The sequence below is a fragment of the Paraburkholderia monticola genome, from assembly GCF_001580545.1.
Taxonomy (GTDB): Bacteria; Pseudomonadota; Gammaproteobacteria; order Burkholderiales; family Burkholderiaceae; genus Paraburkholderia; species Paraburkholderia monticola.
The window spans coordinates 613,795-629,446 of sequence record NZ_LRBG01000037.1; the positions used below are offsets into that span (position 1 = coordinate 613,795).

Annotated in this window: 14 protein-coding genes; 6 read left to right on the forward strand and 8 right to left on the reverse strand. The window is 65.2% G+C overall.

Annotated elements, in window-relative coordinates; translation table 11 throughout:
• Positions 1-3 precede the first annotated feature (3 nt).
• Both CI15_RS26715 and CI15_RS26720 read left to right on the forward strand, forming a co-directional pair.
• The gene (locus CI15_RS26715; RefSeq protein WP_062134222.1) at positions 4-2,004 is read left to right on the forward strand and encodes a protein-L-isoaspartate(D-aspartate) O-methyltransferase; all 2,001 of its coding nucleotides are present in this window, start codon (positions 4-6) and stop codon (positions 2,002-2,004) included.
• Between the two features lie 196 nt (positions 2,005-2,200).
• Positions 2,201-3,505, forward strand: coding sequence for a cation:proton antiporter (locus tag CI15_RS26720; protein WP_062133618.1), 1,305 nt, complete (start codon positions 2,201-2,203; stop codon positions 3,503-3,505).
• Between the two features lie 37 nt (positions 3,506-3,542).
• Here CI15_RS26720 and CI15_RS26725 read toward each other — a convergent pair whose 3' ends face one another.
• The 6 genes from CI15_RS26725 to CI15_RS26750 all read right to left on the reverse strand — a co-directional run bounded on the left by CI15_RS26725 (position 3,543) and on the right by CI15_RS26750 (position 10,595).
• Entirely contained in the window at positions 3,543-4,304 is a 762-nt protein-coding gene (locus CI15_RS26725) for an IclR family transcriptional regulator (RefSeq protein ID WP_062133623.1), read from the reverse strand.
• Between the two features lie 33 nt (positions 4,305-4,337).
• Positions 4,338-5,459 (reverse strand): FAD-dependent monooxygenase, encoded by a 1,122-nt coding sequence (locus CI15_RS26730; RefSeq protein ID WP_420915879.1) that lies wholly within the window; start codon positions 5,457-5,459, stop codon positions 4,338-4,340.
• 274 nt (positions 5,460-5,733) lie between these two features.
• Entirely contained in the window at positions 5,734-6,468 is a 735-nt protein-coding gene (locus CI15_RS26735) for an ABC transporter substrate-binding protein (RefSeq protein ID WP_062133630.1), read from the reverse strand.
• Between the two features lie 98 nt (positions 6,469-6,566).
• Positions 6,567-7,856, reverse strand: coding sequence for an MFS transporter (locus CI15_RS26740; RefSeq protein ID WP_062133633.1), 1,290 nt, complete (start codon positions 7,854-7,856; stop codon positions 6,567-6,569).
• Between the two features lie 49 nt (positions 7,857-7,905).
• Positions 7,906-9,234 (reverse strand): MFS transporter, encoded by a 1,329-nt coding sequence (locus CI15_RS26745; protein WP_062133636.1) that lies wholly within the window; start codon positions 9,232-9,234, stop codon positions 7,906-7,908.
• Between the two features lie 86 nt (positions 9,235-9,320).
• Positions 9,321-10,595: a glucarate dehydratase family protein gene (locus tag CI15_RS26750; RefSeq protein ID WP_062133639.1), complete on the reverse strand. Its 1,275-nt coding sequence runs from the start codon at positions 10,593-10,595 to the stop codon at positions 9,321-9,323.
• Between the two features lie 210 nt (positions 10,596-10,805).
• On the opposite strand from CI15_RS26750, the gene CI15_RS26755 reads away from it, so the two are divergent.
• The 4 genes from CI15_RS26755 to CI15_RS26770 all read left to right on the forward strand — a co-directional run bounded on the left by CI15_RS26755 (position 10,806) and on the right by CI15_RS26770 (position 13,521).
• Entirely contained in the window at positions 10,806-11,510 is a 705-nt protein-coding gene (locus CI15_RS26755) for a GntR family transcriptional regulator (RefSeq protein ID WP_062133642.1), read from the forward strand.
• Positions 11,511-11,524: 14 nt separating this feature from the next.
• Positions 11,525-12,586 (forward strand): DMT family transporter, encoded by a 1,062-nt coding sequence (locus CI15_RS26760; RefSeq protein ID WP_062133654.1) that lies wholly within the window; start codon positions 11,525-11,527, stop codon positions 12,584-12,586.
• A gap of 203 nt (positions 12,587-12,789) precedes the next feature.
• A complete protein-coding gene (locus tag CI15_RS26765; protein ID WP_062133657.1) occupies positions 12,790-13,047 on the forward strand; it encodes a hypothetical protein in 258 nt (85 codons plus the stop codon).
• A gap of 126 nt (positions 13,048-13,173) precedes the next feature.
• Positions 13,174-13,521 carry a hypothetical protein gene (locus CI15_RS26770; RefSeq protein ID WP_082814319.1) on the forward strand — a complete coding sequence of 116 codons (348 nt, stop codon included), beginning with the start codon at positions 13,174-13,176 and terminating at the stop codon, positions 13,519-13,521.
• 70 nt (positions 13,522-13,591) lie between these two features.
• Here CI15_RS26770 and CI15_RS26775 read toward each other — a convergent pair whose 3' ends face one another.
• Entirely contained in the window at positions 13,592-14,308 is a 717-nt protein-coding gene (locus CI15_RS26775; protein WP_062133664.1) for a transporter substrate-binding domain-containing protein, read from the reverse strand.
• A 33-nt stretch (positions 14,309-14,341) separates the two neighbouring features.
• Positions 14,342-15,649 (reverse strand): pyridoxal phosphate-dependent aminotransferase, encoded by a 1,308-nt coding sequence (locus tag CI15_RS26780; protein ID WP_241495944.1) that lies wholly within the window; start codon positions 15,647-15,649, stop codon positions 14,342-14,344.
• Positions 15,650-15,652: the final 3 nt, after the last annotated feature.

The following is a 15,652-nucleotide window of genomic DNA, read 5'->3' on the forward strand; positions in this document are numbered from 1 at the left end:
GCGATGAGCGATTTCGACGATGCGCGCGCATGGATGGTCGAACGACAGATCGTGCGGCGCGGCGTGCGCGACCACCACGTGATCTCGGCGATGCGCCGCGTGCCGCGCGAGGCGTTCGTGCCATCCGAGTTCCGCGACTTCGCGTACGACGATACACCGCTGCCGATCGGCGGCGAGCAGTCGATCTCGCAACCGTTCATCGTCGCGAAGATGCTCGAAGCGGCCGATCTGCATCCAGGCGATCACGTGCTCGACATCGGCACGGGCTCCGGCTATGCGGCCGCGATCGCCGCGGAGATCGCGGGCCGGGTGGATTCGATCGAGCGCGACGCGAGCCTCGCCGAGGGCGCGCGCGAGCGCCTGCAGCGGCTCGGCTACGAGAACGTCGAGGTGCATATCGGCGACGGCACGGTGGGTTTCGCCGCGCATGCGCCCTATAACGCGATCATCGCGGCGGCGGGCGGCCCGCATGTGCCGCAGGCGCTGCGTGCCCAACTGGCTCCCGGTGGCCGGCTGGTGATGCCGGTCGGCAGCAGCCGCAGCCATCAGCGGCTCGTGAAGATCGTGCGGCGCGGCGAACACGACTACGACGAACACGGCTTGGGCGAAGTGCGCTTCGTGCCGCTCGTCGGCGACGATGGCTGGCCCGAGCCGGGGAGCGCGCCGCATGCGAACGCGCGGCCGGCATCGCAGCCCACGCCGCCCGCGCTCGAAGCCGCGATTCGCGACGCGGCCGAACCGTTGCCCGACCTCGATGCCCCGGAATTCGCGGCGTTTTTCGACCGCTTCGCCGGGCGGCGCGTCGTGCTGCTCGGCGAGGCCAGTCACGGTACCTCTGAGTTTTATCGCGCGCGGGCGGCGATCACACGACGCCTCATCGAGCACCACGGCTTTTCGATGATCGCGGTCGAGGCCGACTGGCCCGACGCGGCGATTATCGACCGGCATGTGCGCGATCGACCGATGCCCGGCGAGCGGTCCCGGCCGTTTCGCCGCTTTCCGACCTGGATGTGGCGCAACACGGACTTCATGGGCTTCGTCGCGTGGCTGCGCTCGCACAACGCCGCGCACCGCGAGCGCGAGACGCGCTTTTACGGGCTCGACATCTACAGTCTGTCGGAATCGATCGACGTGGTGCTGCGCTACCTCGACAGCGTCGACCCGGCCGCGGCCCGGATCGCTCGCGAGCGCTATGGGTGCCTCAGTCCGTGGCAGCAAGATCCGGCCGTCTATGGACGCGCGGCGATTACCGGCGGCTACGCGCGGTGCGAAGAGCAGGTGATCGCGCAGCTCGGCGATCTGCTGAAAAACCGGCTCGCCTATGCGCGCGAGGACGGCGAGGGATTCCTCGACGCGGCGCAGAACGCGCGGCTCGTCGCGGTCGCCGAGCAGTACTATCGCGCGATGTACTACGGCGGCCCGCAAAGCTGGAATCTGCGCGACACGCATATGTTCGACACGCTGCGTTACGCGCTCGACCGCCATGGGCCGCGCGCGCGCGCGGTCGTGTGGGCGCACAACTCGCATATCGGCGACGCGAGCGCAACGGAGAGGGGCCGCGCGCAGGACGAGATCAATCTCGGCCAGTTGTGCCGCGCGTATTTCGGCGACGCGGTCGCGCTGATCGGGTTCGGCACGCACAGCGGCACGCTCGCCACGGCGAGCGACTGGGGCGGACCGATGGAGGTGAAGACCGTGGCGCCGTCGCTCGCGGGCAGCGTCGAATTCAGCATGCACGGCACCGGTCTCGCGCGCTTCCTGCTCGACCTGCGGCCAGGCGTGCACGACGCGCTGCGCGAACGGCTGCGCGAGCCGCTATTGGAGCGCTTCATCGGCGTCATCTATCGGCCGGAGAGCGAGCGGCATAGCCACTACGCGCAAGCGTCGCTGGCCGAGCAATTCGATGCGTTCGTGTGGTTCGATCGCACCAGCGCGGTGACCGCGCTGCCCGTTTCGGTCGACGAACACGACCACGCGGCGCAGACCTTTCCCTTCGGCGTGTGAGATCACTCGGCACGGCGCTGCGTCAGGCGAGGAACGCGGCTTGCAACGCAAGGGACAGGACATATCCCGCTTGTCCGGACCGAGGAGGCCGCCCATGAACAAGGTTGTACAGCGCTTTGCCAGCGCCCCTAGCCGTGCCCGCTAGCGGCGGCGCGGTGGTCGTGTCGCCGTCGCGGCGCATGCTCGCCATCCCGCCATGAGAGACGAACCGGTCTGGTTCCTGCTGATCGGCGCATTGCTCACGTTCATGGCCGTCGCGCGCGGGCCGATCCGCCGTCTGCCGCTGACGGGCGCGATGATCTATCTGCTGGTCGGCGTGGCGGTGGGTCCGACCATGTCGGGGCTCGTCGGGATCGATCTGCTCGGCAATACCGCGTTGCTCGCGACGCTCGCCGAAGTCGGGCTCGTCGTGTCGCTGTTTTCGATCGGCATGCATCTGCGCGTGCGGCCGCGCAATCCGCTGTGGCTGTTGCCGCTGCGACTCGGCGGTCCCGCAATGCTCATCACCGTGGCGTTGATGTTCGGCTTCACCGCGCTGTTGACCGGACGCGCCGACGGCGCGGCGTTGTTCCTCGCGGCCGCGCTCGCGCCGACCGACCCGGTGCTCGCCAACGAATTGCGCGTGACGCAAGCCGGCGACGACGAACCCGTGCGATTCGCGTTGTCCGGTGAAGGCGGCCTGAACGACGGCGCCGCCTATCCGTTTGCGGTGTTGGGCTTGACGCTGGCCGGCGCGAAGCTGTTCGGCTCGGGCAGCGGCGTGCATTTCGTCGGCTCGGTGTTGTGGGGGATCGTGAGCGCGCTCGTGATCGGCTGCGTATTCGCGATCGTGTTCGCGCGCGTGATTTTCTTTTTACGCACGCGCTACGGCGAAGCGATCGGTTTCGACGGCTTTCTCGCGCTAGGCCTGATGTCGACGTCGTATGGCGCGGCGCTGTTGTTGCAGGCGTATGCGTTCGTCGCGGTGTTCGTCGCGGGTGTCGCGCTGCGTCATGAGGAATTGCGCGCGACGGGCGACAAGAATCCCTCGGAGCTGCTCGAGGAGGTGCAGCACGGTGAGCAGCTCGACGTCGCCCAGGACCCGGAAAAGGCGCACGCGGTCCTCGCCGAATCGATGATGGAATTTACGATCGAAATGGAGCGGATTGCGGAGATGTCGCTGATGCTGATCATCGGTTGCGTCGTGTCCGCGCATTGGCGCGAGATGCTCGACGTGCGTGCCGTATTGCCCGTGGTGTTTCTGTTTTTCGTCGCGCGACCGGTGTCCGTCGTGGCGTCGATGTTCGGCGCGCGCATCGACAACGCTCAGCGGTATCTGATGGCGTGGATGGGAATTCGCGGTGTCGGCGCGTTCTACTACCTGATGTTCGGCCTCGAATACGCGCGTGGCGCGATGGCGCCACTGTTGCCGACCGTGCTCGATGCGATCGTGTTGTCGGTGCTGCTGCATGGCTCGACCGCGAACTATCTGTTGCGGCGGTATCACGGCCGGCGTCGCTGAAGGAAGCGGGCAGCGTGCGCGGCCCGGTGTGTGTCCGCTACGCCAGCAGCTTCGATATCTGCGCGGCCGCGCGCTTGACCGGCAGCGCCAGCGCTTCGTCGTGCTCCGGCCGATCGGCGAACAGCCGCGAGGGCCCGGCGATGCTGAGCGCCGCCACCGGGTTGCCCGCGGCGTCGAGGATCGGCGCCGCGCACGAGTCGATGCCCGCTTCGAGTCCCGAATGGCTCCACGCGCAGCCGTCCGCACGCACCTCGGCGAGACGCGCCGACAGCGCATCGAACGAGGGCGCGTCCTCCTCGGGCCATTGCGTCGCGCACATCTGCTCGAGTTCCGCGCGGGGGAGCAGCGCGAGCATCGCGAGCCCCGGCGTCGCGCGATACGCGGGCAGCCGGCTGCCGACCCGAATCTGACTGACGAGCGGCGTGTCCGGCACTTCGGCGAGCGAGTAGACGATGTCCGCGCCCTCGCGCACGACCAGATACGCGGACATGCGTGTCGACACGGCGAGTGTCGGCAGCACGGCGCGCGCATGCGCGATCAGATCCGACGACCCCAGCGCGGCCGCCGCCAGCGTCAGAAACGGCATCCCGAGACGATGCCCGCTGCCGTCCTCGACGATCAGGCCGAGCGCTTCGAGCGACGCGATCAGCCGCATCAGCGTGATGCGATTCACGCCGAGCTGCCGCGCCGCTTCGCTGACGTTGCCGGTTTGTCCGCCTTCGGCAATGAAGCGCAACAGCCGGAACGAGCGGTCGACGGCGTTCGGGGCTTCGGTGCTGCGTTCAGAACGGTCAGGCATGCGTTGAGCGGGGAGCGGGGTAAGGGACAGCGATCATGCCACAGGAACCGTCCACGCATCGTAGCCGTAGACCCAGTCGGCGTTGCCGCCTTCCTTGAGCCAGTTGTTGCCGCGCGAGCCGATCTGGATGCGCGCGGTGCGCTCGCGGCGCGCGTTTTCGTAGCGCGCGAGCGCGGCACCGAGCGTCCCGGCCGAGGCGCCGTCGAGCGCGCGCGACAGCACGACCGCGTCTTCGATCGCCATGCCGGCGCCCTGGGCCATGAACGGCATCATCGGATGGCAGGCGTCGCCGAGCAGCGTGAAGTTGCCGCGGCTCCATTGCGACAACGGCTCGCGCACGTACAGCGCCGAGGCGAGCACGGTATCGCAGGCGGCCAGCAGCGTTTTCGCGTCGGCGTGAAAGTGCCGGTAGGCCTCGCGCAGCGCGTCGGGGTCGCCGGGGGCGGTCCACGATTCGTGGGTCCAGTCGGGCTGCGCGGTCGTCGCGAAGATGAACACGTCGCGGCCGCGATTTAGCGGGAACGTGACGATCTGCGATTCCGGCGTCGGGCCCCACCATTTGACGAACGCGCCGGTTTCGAGGTTGGCGAGTCGCGTGGCGGGCACCACCGCGCGATACGAGACCACGCCGGTGAACTGCGGCGCATCAGGGCCGAGGATGAATTCGCGCACACCGGAATGGATGCCGTCCGCGCCGATCACGAGATCGAAGCGATGCTCGGTGTTGTCCGCGAGCGCGACGGTTGCGGCGCCATCTTCCTGCGTGAGCTTCGTCACGCGATGGCCGAGCCGCAACGCGCCGGCAGGCATCGCGGCTTCGAGCGCCGCGATCACGTCGGCGCGGTGCATCGTCAGTTGCGGGGCGCCGTACTTGATCTCGGCTTCATCCGACAGCGGTAGATGCGAGGTCACTTCGCCGGTATCCCACATCCGGCTGATGCGTGCCGACGGCCGCGCGGCGGTTTCGCGCAGCGTCGCGCCGATGCCGAGGCCGTCGAGCGCGCGCACCGCGTTTGGCGTCAGGTTGATATCGGCGCCGACGCGTCCGAAACGCTCGGCCTGTTCGAACACGACCACGTCATGACCTTGCTTGTGCAGCGCAATCGCCGCCGCGAGGCCGCCGATTCCGCCGCCATTGATCCCGATCTTCAGCACGTCGTCTCTCCTATGTTCATAAATGAACATATTGCTATGAATTTGAACAGGTTCGATTGTGGCCAGAAAATATCCGGATTGCAACGGGTTTTGGCGCGGGGGAGCTTGGGACAATCCCTCGGTGAGGGCAAAGAGGCGCTGTGACCGTTCACGCGGAACGCGTCACCGAGCGTGGGAAACCGAGCGTGGGAAACCGAGCGAGTGGCTCGAAAGACTTGCGAGGATCAGCGACCGCGCAGCGAGGCGCTACGCGGTGTCGGGATGGAACGACCTGCTACTCGGCGGCTGCAACCGATGCCCCAGCGATCTGGTGCCGCGCGAGCGAGTCCGCGACGAAGCCCGCCGCCTTCACTTCCTCGACAAACGAACGCAGTGCCAGAGCCGCCGCCTCGCCGCGGGTCTTCGAGACGCCCATCGCCTGCCGGATCACCATGAAGCGCTCGTCGAGCAGCCGCAGCCCGGCGGTTTGCTTCGCATCGGCTTCGAGTTGTTGCTTTACCCCCGCGGCCACTTCCAGATGCTGCTCGATGAAAGTCGGCACGACACTCGGCGAGCTTGGTGCGCGCACGATTTGCGCAGCCTTCAACTCGCGCGTCAGAAACAGATCGTACGCACTGCCTTTGCCGACCACGACCCGGTTGTGCGGCTGATCCACCTGCTGATTGGTTCGCACCGGCGAGTCGTCGCGCACGAGATAGAAGCCTTCGATCAACACATAGGGCGCCGTGAACGCAATCGTTTCGCCGCGCAACGGATCGATCGCGAAGAAGCCGAAATCCGCGCGCTCCTCGCTGACCGCCTGCACCGATTGGCCGGCCGTATCGAAGACCACCAGCTCCAGTTCGACGTTCAATCTGGCGGCGAACGCGCGCGCGAGATCGATCGATACGCCGAACGGTTCACCGGACTCAGGGTGACGATTGGCGAGGATCGGGTTGCCGAGATTGATCGATGCGCGCAGTTTGCCCGTGGGTGCAAACGCGGCGACGACGGAGGGATCGATGGTCATAAGGGCTCGCGTGGCCTGAAAAGAAAAGGGCGGGGCACGCGGATGATTCGTCGCGTGCCCCGCCCACTTTACTACCGGCAAGCGTTACTTCAGTTACTTCAATCGCGCAACTTCACTGCCGTCATTCGCGGCATCAGCAGATGGATGATGCCCAACGCAACCAGATACGCCGATGCGCCGACCGTAAAGAGCGCCCAATACTGCCCAGTGCGCTGCAAGGTCTCGCCGATCACGCCGGAGAAGAAGAACGAGCCGACCATCCCCGCCACGCCGCCGATGCCGACCACCGTGCCGACCAGCCGCTTCGGAAACACGTCGCCGACCGTCGTGACGAGGTTCGCCGACCAACCCTGGTGCGCCGCCGCCGCGAGACCCACGGCGAACACCGCGAACCACAGGCTCTGGAAATACGACAAGGTGGCGATCGGCACCACGCACAACGCACAAACGAGCATCGTGAGCTTGCGCGCGAAATTCGGCTTGTTGGTGCGCGCCATCAGGCGCGACGACAGCCAGCCGCCCGCCACGCTGCCGACCGATGCCATCGTATAGATCGCGATCAGCGGCAGGCCCATGTTGCCGATGTCGATATGGCGCGACTCATTGAGCCACTTCGGCAGCCAGAACAGATAGAACCACCACACCGGATCGGTCAGCAGCTTGCCGAAGACGAACGCCCACGTCTCGCGGTATTTGAGCACCGACAACCAGCTGACTTTCTGTTCGACGACTTCTTCGCGATCCGCATTGATGTAGTCGAGTTCTTCCTTCGACACCGACGGATGCTCCGAAGGCTGCCGATAAACCAGCAGCCAGACGGCCAGCCAGATGAAACCGGTCGCGCCGCCCGCGATGAACGTCGCGCGCCAGCCCCACATGACCGCGGCGATCGGCACGAAGGCAGGTGCGACGATGCCGCCGATCGTCGCGCCCATGTTCCAGAAGCCCGTCGCTAGCGCGCGCTCCTTCTTCGGAAACCACGTCGCCGTGGTGCGGATCGCAACGGGAAAATTCGCCGCTTCGCCGAAGCCGAGCAGACCGCGCACGGCCGCGAAGCCCGGCACGGTCGATGCCACCGCGTGCAGCATCGCTGCCAGGCTCCACAGCGCCATCGCGCTGCCGTAGACCTTCTTCGTGCTGACACGGTCCGCGATGCGGCCGAAGATCGCGAGGCCTACCGCATAGGCGACCGTAAACACCATCACGGTCTGCGCGTACTGCACCTGGTTCCAGCCGATGTCCTTTTGCAGCAGCGGCGCGAGCAGCCCGAGCATCTGACGATCCATGTAGTTGATCGTCGTCGCGGCGAAGATCATCGCGCAGATGGTCCAGCGGTATCGTCCGACGGCCGTACTTGCTGCGGCCCTCGTGGCTTCTATTGTTTTCATCAAGTCTCCTGAAGGTTTTTGGAAATGGTGTCGATACGGTTCGATGCGATCAATGCGCGGAGGCGGGCAAGCCTTCGCGCGGGCTCATGCGGGAGAAGAACACGACGCCGGCGGCCACCACCGACATCACCGCGAGTCCAGTCAGTCCTCCTTCGATCGAGCCGGTCTTCTGTTCGAGCAAGCCGAAGGCTGCCGGCGCGACGAAGCCGCCGAGGTTGCCGATCGAGTTGATCAGCGCCAGCACCGCCGCGGAAATCCGCGCGTCGAGATAGCCCTGCGGAATCGGCCAGAACAGCGCCGAGGCCGCCTTGAAGCCGATCGCCGCAAAGCAGATCGCGACGAACGAGAACAGCGCGCTCCCCTGGCCGGCCGCATACATGCCGAGCGCGGCGATCAGCAGTACGACCGCGACCCACGCCTGCTGGAACTTGAAGCGCGCCGCGAGCATCGCGAACAGATACATCGCCACGATCGAGATCAGCCACGGAATCGAGTTGAACAGGCCGACCTGCAAATCGTTGAAATCGCCCATCTTGCGGATGATGCTGGGCAGCCAGAAGGTCGCGCCGTAGATGGTCAGCGACACCGCGAAGTAGATCAGGCAAAAGATCAGGATTTGCGGATCGCGCAGCAGCGCGCCCAGCGATGGTTTGACCGGGTGCGCGGCGGCGCGCTGGCGTTGCTCTTCCTCGACCTCATCGAGCACCGCATCCTGCTCGGCGCGAGTGAGCCACGCGGCGTCGCGCGGCTTCGAGTCGAGCCACAGCCAGATGAAGCCCGCGAGCAACACCGAGAACATGCCTTCGATCAGGAACATCCACTGCCAGCCGCGCAGTCCCGCGCCTTCGATCAGCATCAGCCCGCCCGAGATCGGTCCGGACAGCACCGACGCGAGCGCCGAGCCGCTCAGGAAGATCGCCATCGCCTTGCCGCGCTCGTTGCTCGGCAGCCATTGCGTGAAGTAGTAGATGACGCCGGGAAAGAAGCCCGCTTCGGCTGCGCCGAGCAGGAGCCGCATCGCGTAGAACGAGGTTTCGCCGCGCACGAACGCCATGCCGGCCGCGGCCAAGCCCCACGTGAGCATGATGCGTGCGAGCCATAGCTTTGCGCCGAAGCGCTGCAGCAGGATGTTCGACGGCACTTCGAAGATCGCATAGCTGACGAAGAAGAGCCCCGCGCCGAGCCCATAAGCCGCCGCGCCGATGCCCAGATCGGCGCTCAGATGCTGGCGCACGAAGCCGATGTTCACGCGGTCGATGTAGTTGACGATGAACATCACGACGAACAGCGGCAGCACGCGCCACTTGATCTTGCGCACCGCGCTCGCCAGCGGGCCGGCGCGCTCGGGCCGTGCCGCGTCGGCAATGGGGCTACTCATGGAGTTGTCTCCTTCGATGCGACGCGCGGGGCGCGTCGCGGGTCAGGTGCCGCGTGTCGTTGTTCTGTGCGGCTCGCAGGCGCGGATCAGAAGCGTGGGTTCTTGCCGGTGAAGCCCGGCTCGTACTTGCGCATCTGCGTGAGGTCATCGCGATTGCGCACGCCGCACGACAGATACTGCGCATGCAGTTCGGCAAGCCGCTCGCGATCGAGCTCGACGCCGAGGCCCGGCGTGGTGGGTACGCGCACCGAACCGTTGTCGAACTTCACGCGGCCGCCCTTGATGACTTCTTCTTCCTGCCACGGGTAGTGCGTGTCGCAGGCATAGGTCAGGTTGGGGATGCTCGCCGCGACGTGCGTCATTGCCATCAGGCTGATGCCGAGGTGGGAATTCGAGTGCATCGACATGCCGAGATCCCACAGCTTGCACATGCGCGCGAGCGTTTGCGTGGCGCGCAGTCCGCCCCAGTAGTGATGATCCGACAGCAGCACCTTGACCGAACCCATCTCGGCGCCGCGCCGGAAATCTTCCATCGTCGTGATCACCATGTTGGTCGCGAGCGGCAGGCGCGTGTGCTTCGCCAGCTCGGCCATCCCTTCGAGACCCGGGCACGGGTCTTCGTAGTATTCGAGCAGCTCGTCGAGTTCAGGGGCCGCCGCGATGCTCGTTGCGAGCGTCCAGTTGGCGTTCGGATCGAGGCGCAGAGGCACGCCGGGGAAAGCCTGATGCAGCGCGCGCATGCAGGCGATTTCGTGCGCCGGTTCGAATACGCCGCCTTTCAGCTTGATGCTCTGGAAGCCGTACAGCTCGATCATCCGACGCGCTTGCGCGACGATCTGCTCGGGGCTCAGGCCTTCGCCCCATGCATCGGGCGCATAGGGCTTGTCGATGTGCTCGGCGTATTTGAAGAACAGATAGGCGCTGTAGGGCACTGCGTCGCGCACCTTGCCGCCGAGCAGATCGACGATCGGCGCGCCGACGATCTGCCCTTGCAGGTCGAGCATCGCGACTTCGAGCGTGCTGATGACCTTCGGCGCGTTCTTCGCCGCATGCGAGCCGGGCGCGAGTTCGAACTCGACCGCGCCTGGGCTCGCCTTGATGGTGGCCCGCACGCGCTCTTCCATGCGATTGAGGTCGAACGGCGACAGGCCCAGCACCAGCGACTTCGCCTGCTCGAGCACGCGCAGCATCGGCTCGTCGCCGTAAGTCTCGGAGATGCCGACGCGGCCGTCGCTCGTCTCCAGCTCGACGATGGCGCGCAGCGCCCAGGGTTCGTGGATCCCGGCGGCGTTGAGCAGCGGGCCGTCGCGGAAGGCGATCGGGGTGATGCGCACCTGCGTGATGGTGATGTCGCGAGTCATGATGGCAATCGGCAAGGGAACAAGGGGAATTTGATGGAACGGATAGTAAAGCACTAATGTATTAGTGCGTCAGTGGGGTAAATACTCATGTCCACTTTTTGGTGAATTCGGGCCGCAAGCCCGCTGGAAGGGGCGGGCGTCGGCTATAGTACTAGTGCCTCAGCGGGCGGCCACGCCGATCCCGCGTGCCTCCACGCTTCAGTTTTTGCCATGAAAAACCACGCTCATTCGTCGACGGTGACGCGGCTCGACCGCTCCCGCCACGCCGCGCCGCAAGTATTCGAACGTCTGCGCGAAATGATCCTTTCCCTCGAACTGACGCCGGGCACGGTGCTCTCCCGCACCGAGCTGGCGAACCGGTACGGGTTGAGCCAGACACCGGTGCGCGACGCGCTGATGAAGCTCGGCGAGGAAGGCCTCGTCGACATCTACCCGCAGCACGCGACGGTCGTCAGCCAGATCAACGTGACGTCCGCGCTGCAGGCGCACTTCCTGCGGCGATCGATCGAACTGGAAGTCGTGCGCACGCTCGCGGAGCAGCGCAACGCCGCGCTGATCGCCCAGCTGCGCGAGACGATCGCGCGGCAAACGGAACTGCTCGACCTGAAGAACTACGAGCAGTTCTCGCTGCTCGATCAGGCGTTTCATCGGCAGATGTACGAGGCGGCGGGCGTGCCGCAGCTCTGGGATCTGGTGCGCAGGCTGAGCGGCCATATCGACCGGCTGCGGCGGTTGCATCTCCCGGTGGAGGGCAAGACGATGGCGGTGGTGCGCGATCACGCCGAGATCATCGATGCGATTGAGCATGGTGATGTCGAGGCCGCGCAGGCGGCGCTGCGCAAGCATCTGTCGGGAACGTTGAATCAGATCGATCAGATTCGCACGAGTCATCCGAATTTTCTGGCGGATGGGTGACGGCGTGAGTGGGTATGAGCTCGAGGCTTAGCGCGGTATTGACCGCGCTTGCCGCCGCGGCGCTGTTCGGCGCCGCGACGCCCTTCGCCAAAGCGCTGCTCGGCTCGATGTCGCCGTTCATGGTGGCGGGCCTGTTCTACCTTGGAAGCGGCATCGGTCTCGGCGTGGGCATCATCACCCGCCGGATGCGGCGGCCGTCGGCGCAAGCCGGGCATGAACACCGGTTTCAGAAAAGCGAATTGCCGTGGCTTGCCGGCGCGATCGCCGCCGGTGGTGTCGCCGGACCGGCGCTGCTGATGCTGGGGCTGTCGAGCACGCCGGCCGCGACCAGCTCGCTGCTGCTGAATCTCGAGGGCGTGCTGACTGCCGTCATCGCGTGGGTGGTGTTTCGCGAGAACGTCGATCTGCAGGTGTTTCTCGGCATGGTTGCGATCGTCGCCGGTGGCGTGATGTTGTCCTGGGCGCCCGGGGAAAGAGGTGTGCCGGCCGGTGCTCTGCTGATCGTCGGGGCATGCCTGTGCTGGGCGGTCGACAACAACCTCACGCGCAAGGTGTCCGCCAGTGACGCGATGATGATCGCCTGCCTGAAAGGCCTGATCGCTGGTCCCGTGAATCTTGCCATCGCAATCGCTCTAGGAGCATCACTGCCGTCCGCGACCACGGTGGGCGCTGCCATGCTTACGGGGCTCGCCGGCTACGGCGTGAGTCTCGTTCTCTTCGTCGTCGCGCTGCGTCATCTCGGGACGGCACGCACGGGCGCTTACTTCTCGGTTGCGCCGTTGTTTGGCGTCGCCATTTCGTTGCTGATCTGGCCGGCGCAGCCGTCCGTCAGCTTCTGGATTGCCGCGGCACTGATGGCGCTTGGTATCTGGCTTCATGTACGGGAGCGGCACGAGCATGAGCATCACCACGAACTGATCGAGCACTCGCACCGGCATCGGCACGATGAACATCATCAGCACGAGCACGATTTTCCGTATGACGGTCACGAACCGCACACCCATCCGCACGTCCATCTGCCCATCACACATTCGCACGCGCATTTCCCGGACATCCACCATCGTCATCAGCATTAGTCGGTGAATCGGCAAGGCTGGGTGTTGGCTGAACCACGGTCATTCTGGCGGACTCACCCGGCAACCCTAGGACCTTGGTCCGATTGACCCCGGATGCACACGTGTCACCCTTGCACTGCTCACGCAGGCGCCAGCGGCGTGCACGCGGCAACAGCCCGTGAGCGACACGAAATATCGATACGCAACCCGTTGCGGAGGACGCCATGTCTGCATGGAGCCGGAAGTTCGCGGCCACGGCCATTGCTTTGGCTCTGGTGGCTTCCGCGGGAACCTCCCTGGCAACCGAACAGGCTCAGCAACGTCGCGCCGGGCGTGACGTTCGTCAAGAAACGCGCCAGGGTTCCCGCCACACGAAGCAGGAGTGCAGGGCCACGGACCAGAAGAGCAATTCGCAATGCCGTCAGGACAAACGGCACACCAAGCAGAACGGCCGTCAGGCGGCGAGGAATATCAAGTACTGAGCGTTGGCGTGCGCCAGCCAGTGCTGAACCAGCGACGGCACGGGAAGGCCCATACGGCATGGACCAGATCGATTGGGGAACCTGATGCGAGCCTACCGATATGCAGCGATGTGCGCCCTGCCATTCATGATCGTTGGCTGTAATACGCCGCCCATCCCACCGGGCAAACCCGTTGATATCCCGACTGCCCTCGAACAGGTTCTCAATGGCCTGTGCAACTTCAAGAAAGATCAGGCCGGCCGGAAGCAGGATATGGGCGTTGCCATTGATTCGATCACGGTGGAGCTCAACCTGTCCGTCGACGGCGCAAGGAATCCCCCTGTGGCGGTCGCGCCGGACATCCAGTTCATTCCCACGGTTAGCTATGGCGGGATCATCACGGCAAACACGGGTAGCAGACTCGTGCTCACTCTGAAGAGCACGGGCAGCGGCGCCCACGGCGGCGACTGCGATGTCGCGGCACCCGCCAAATAGAAATTTCCCTCGCTCGACGTATCGTTGTTCCCGCGTGCCGCGTCCATGACCACGGCCACCGGGTTGCCGTTCAGCTCGCGCTCACGCTGTCGAGCTCCGTCTCCGCCAGGCCGTACTTCGCCATGCGAGCCCGGTGGTCCGCCGAACCGAGGTATTTCCGGAGCTGCTCGTTCACCGCCTGCAGAAGGCCATCATTGCTCCGGTTGAACGAGAAGGCGCCGACGGGCGCTCGTCCCGCGTTGCTCTGCCCGAGCGAAACCGCTTCAAGCTCGCTACTGTCGCGGGCGAGGACACGACTTCCCACTGCCGTGCTCGCGTAGGCGTCGATCTGTCCTGCGAGCAGCGCGTCGATCGCGTGGGGTTGGTCCTTGAACGTCACGACCTGGCTATCGCTCACGCCCGCCGACTTCGCCGCATCGAACTGAACCGTCCCGGCGACGATCCCAAGCCGCGCGTCATGGCGCGCCGCGACGGCCGCGTAGCTCGTCAGCGCTTTCGGATTGCCATGAAGCAGCAAAAAGCCATCGGCTAGCGACCAGACCGGCACGCTGAACGCCACGCGCTGCGCTCGCTCGGGCGTCACGAAGATGGGCACGTTCATGTCCCAGCGACCTTCCTGCACGCCAGGCAGAAGCTCTTCGAACGAGGTCAAATGATGTTCGATCGAGTCGACTCCGATCGCTCGCAGCGTCACGTCGGCGAGTTCGATGTCGGCGCCCGTCACGCGATGATCGTCAGCGGTCCAGTAAAAGGGCGGTTCCTCGATATATGCGATTCTTACTTTCATCGTGGGGCTCCATAGATCAAAGGTGACGATAGGTCATTCCGTCGCGGCGTCCAGCGCCGACGAGAGTGCGGTCAATGCGGGTCCAAGGCGCCCGGGCGGCAGATAGCCAAAGCCGACCCGGAAGGTACGGCTGCTTTCCCCGAACCATGTTCCGCACGCCAGCTGCAAATCATGCCCTGGCAGCAGATCCCAGAAACGTGAGACGGCAGTGTCATTGAATGCGTCCGGACGCAGGCGCACGCAGCACAGCGCACCAGCGTCGGGTCGAACCCACTCGACGCGTTTGCGCTCGCTCTCGCACCAGAGCGCCAGTTCCTGGAGTGCGCCGGCAAGCAACCGACGTCGCGGCGCGAGCACCCGCTCCCGATGACGCAAAAGCACGGTGGCGAGCGTTTCGTCGAGGACCGAGCCCGAGATCACCGTGTTCAGTTTGGCGACGGCGAGGCGCGCCCGAAGATCAGCGTCCGCGACTGTGAGCCAGCCTGTGCGCAATCCTGGCGCACCAAGCGCCTTCGATACCGAAGCGCCGGTGACGATACGCGCGTCGAGCGAGGCGAAACTGTCGACCACGGCCTCATCGCCATAGGCGGCTTCCCGATAAGTCTCGTCGACGAAAAGTAGCGCTCGAGGAGACCGCGTTTCCATCAGGACAAGAAGCTTCTCGATATCGGTACGAGATACCTGAACGCCCGTTGGATTTTGCGGCGAAGCGATGCTGACCAGCTTCGTCTTCGACGACAGGCTTGCGGCGATCGGGTCCAGTTCCAGCCGATAGCCATTCTCGAACGACAACTTGACTTCGCGGACGTCGACGCCGGCTCCGAGAAGGCAGTCGCGGCTCGGCGGAAAGCAGGGTGTCGCGAGGACGGCCTCGTCGCCGGGCCGGCAGACCTCGTAAGCGAGAAGAAACAGCCCGAGCGCGGCGCCCTGCGTCGTGATGATCTGTTCGGCTGAGACGCCGCAGCCCTCTGCAATGGCTTCGCGCAGCGCCAACGACCCGGCCGAAGTTCCATAACCGAGTTTCAGATCGCGAATGCGCTCGAGACCCGCCAGGTCCAGCAGTTCGCCGACCGTCAAGTCTTGCGATGTGCTCTCCGCCAGGTTGAACGGACGATTCACGTCGAGCAGTGAAATGATTTCGTTGCGAGGAAATCTGCCGCGCCACGTCTGCTGTAAGCCATTCATGGTTTTGCCTTCCGGTTGCGGTGAATTCTGCGCCGCGCATTCGATCGCGACGCATGCATCGTAGCCTCGTCCCGCAAACCATAACAGCCACAATTTTCCGCTGAATGGACCAACACAGTTTCGCTTGGCGAGCCAGGGCGGCGCGCCGATAATCACGGA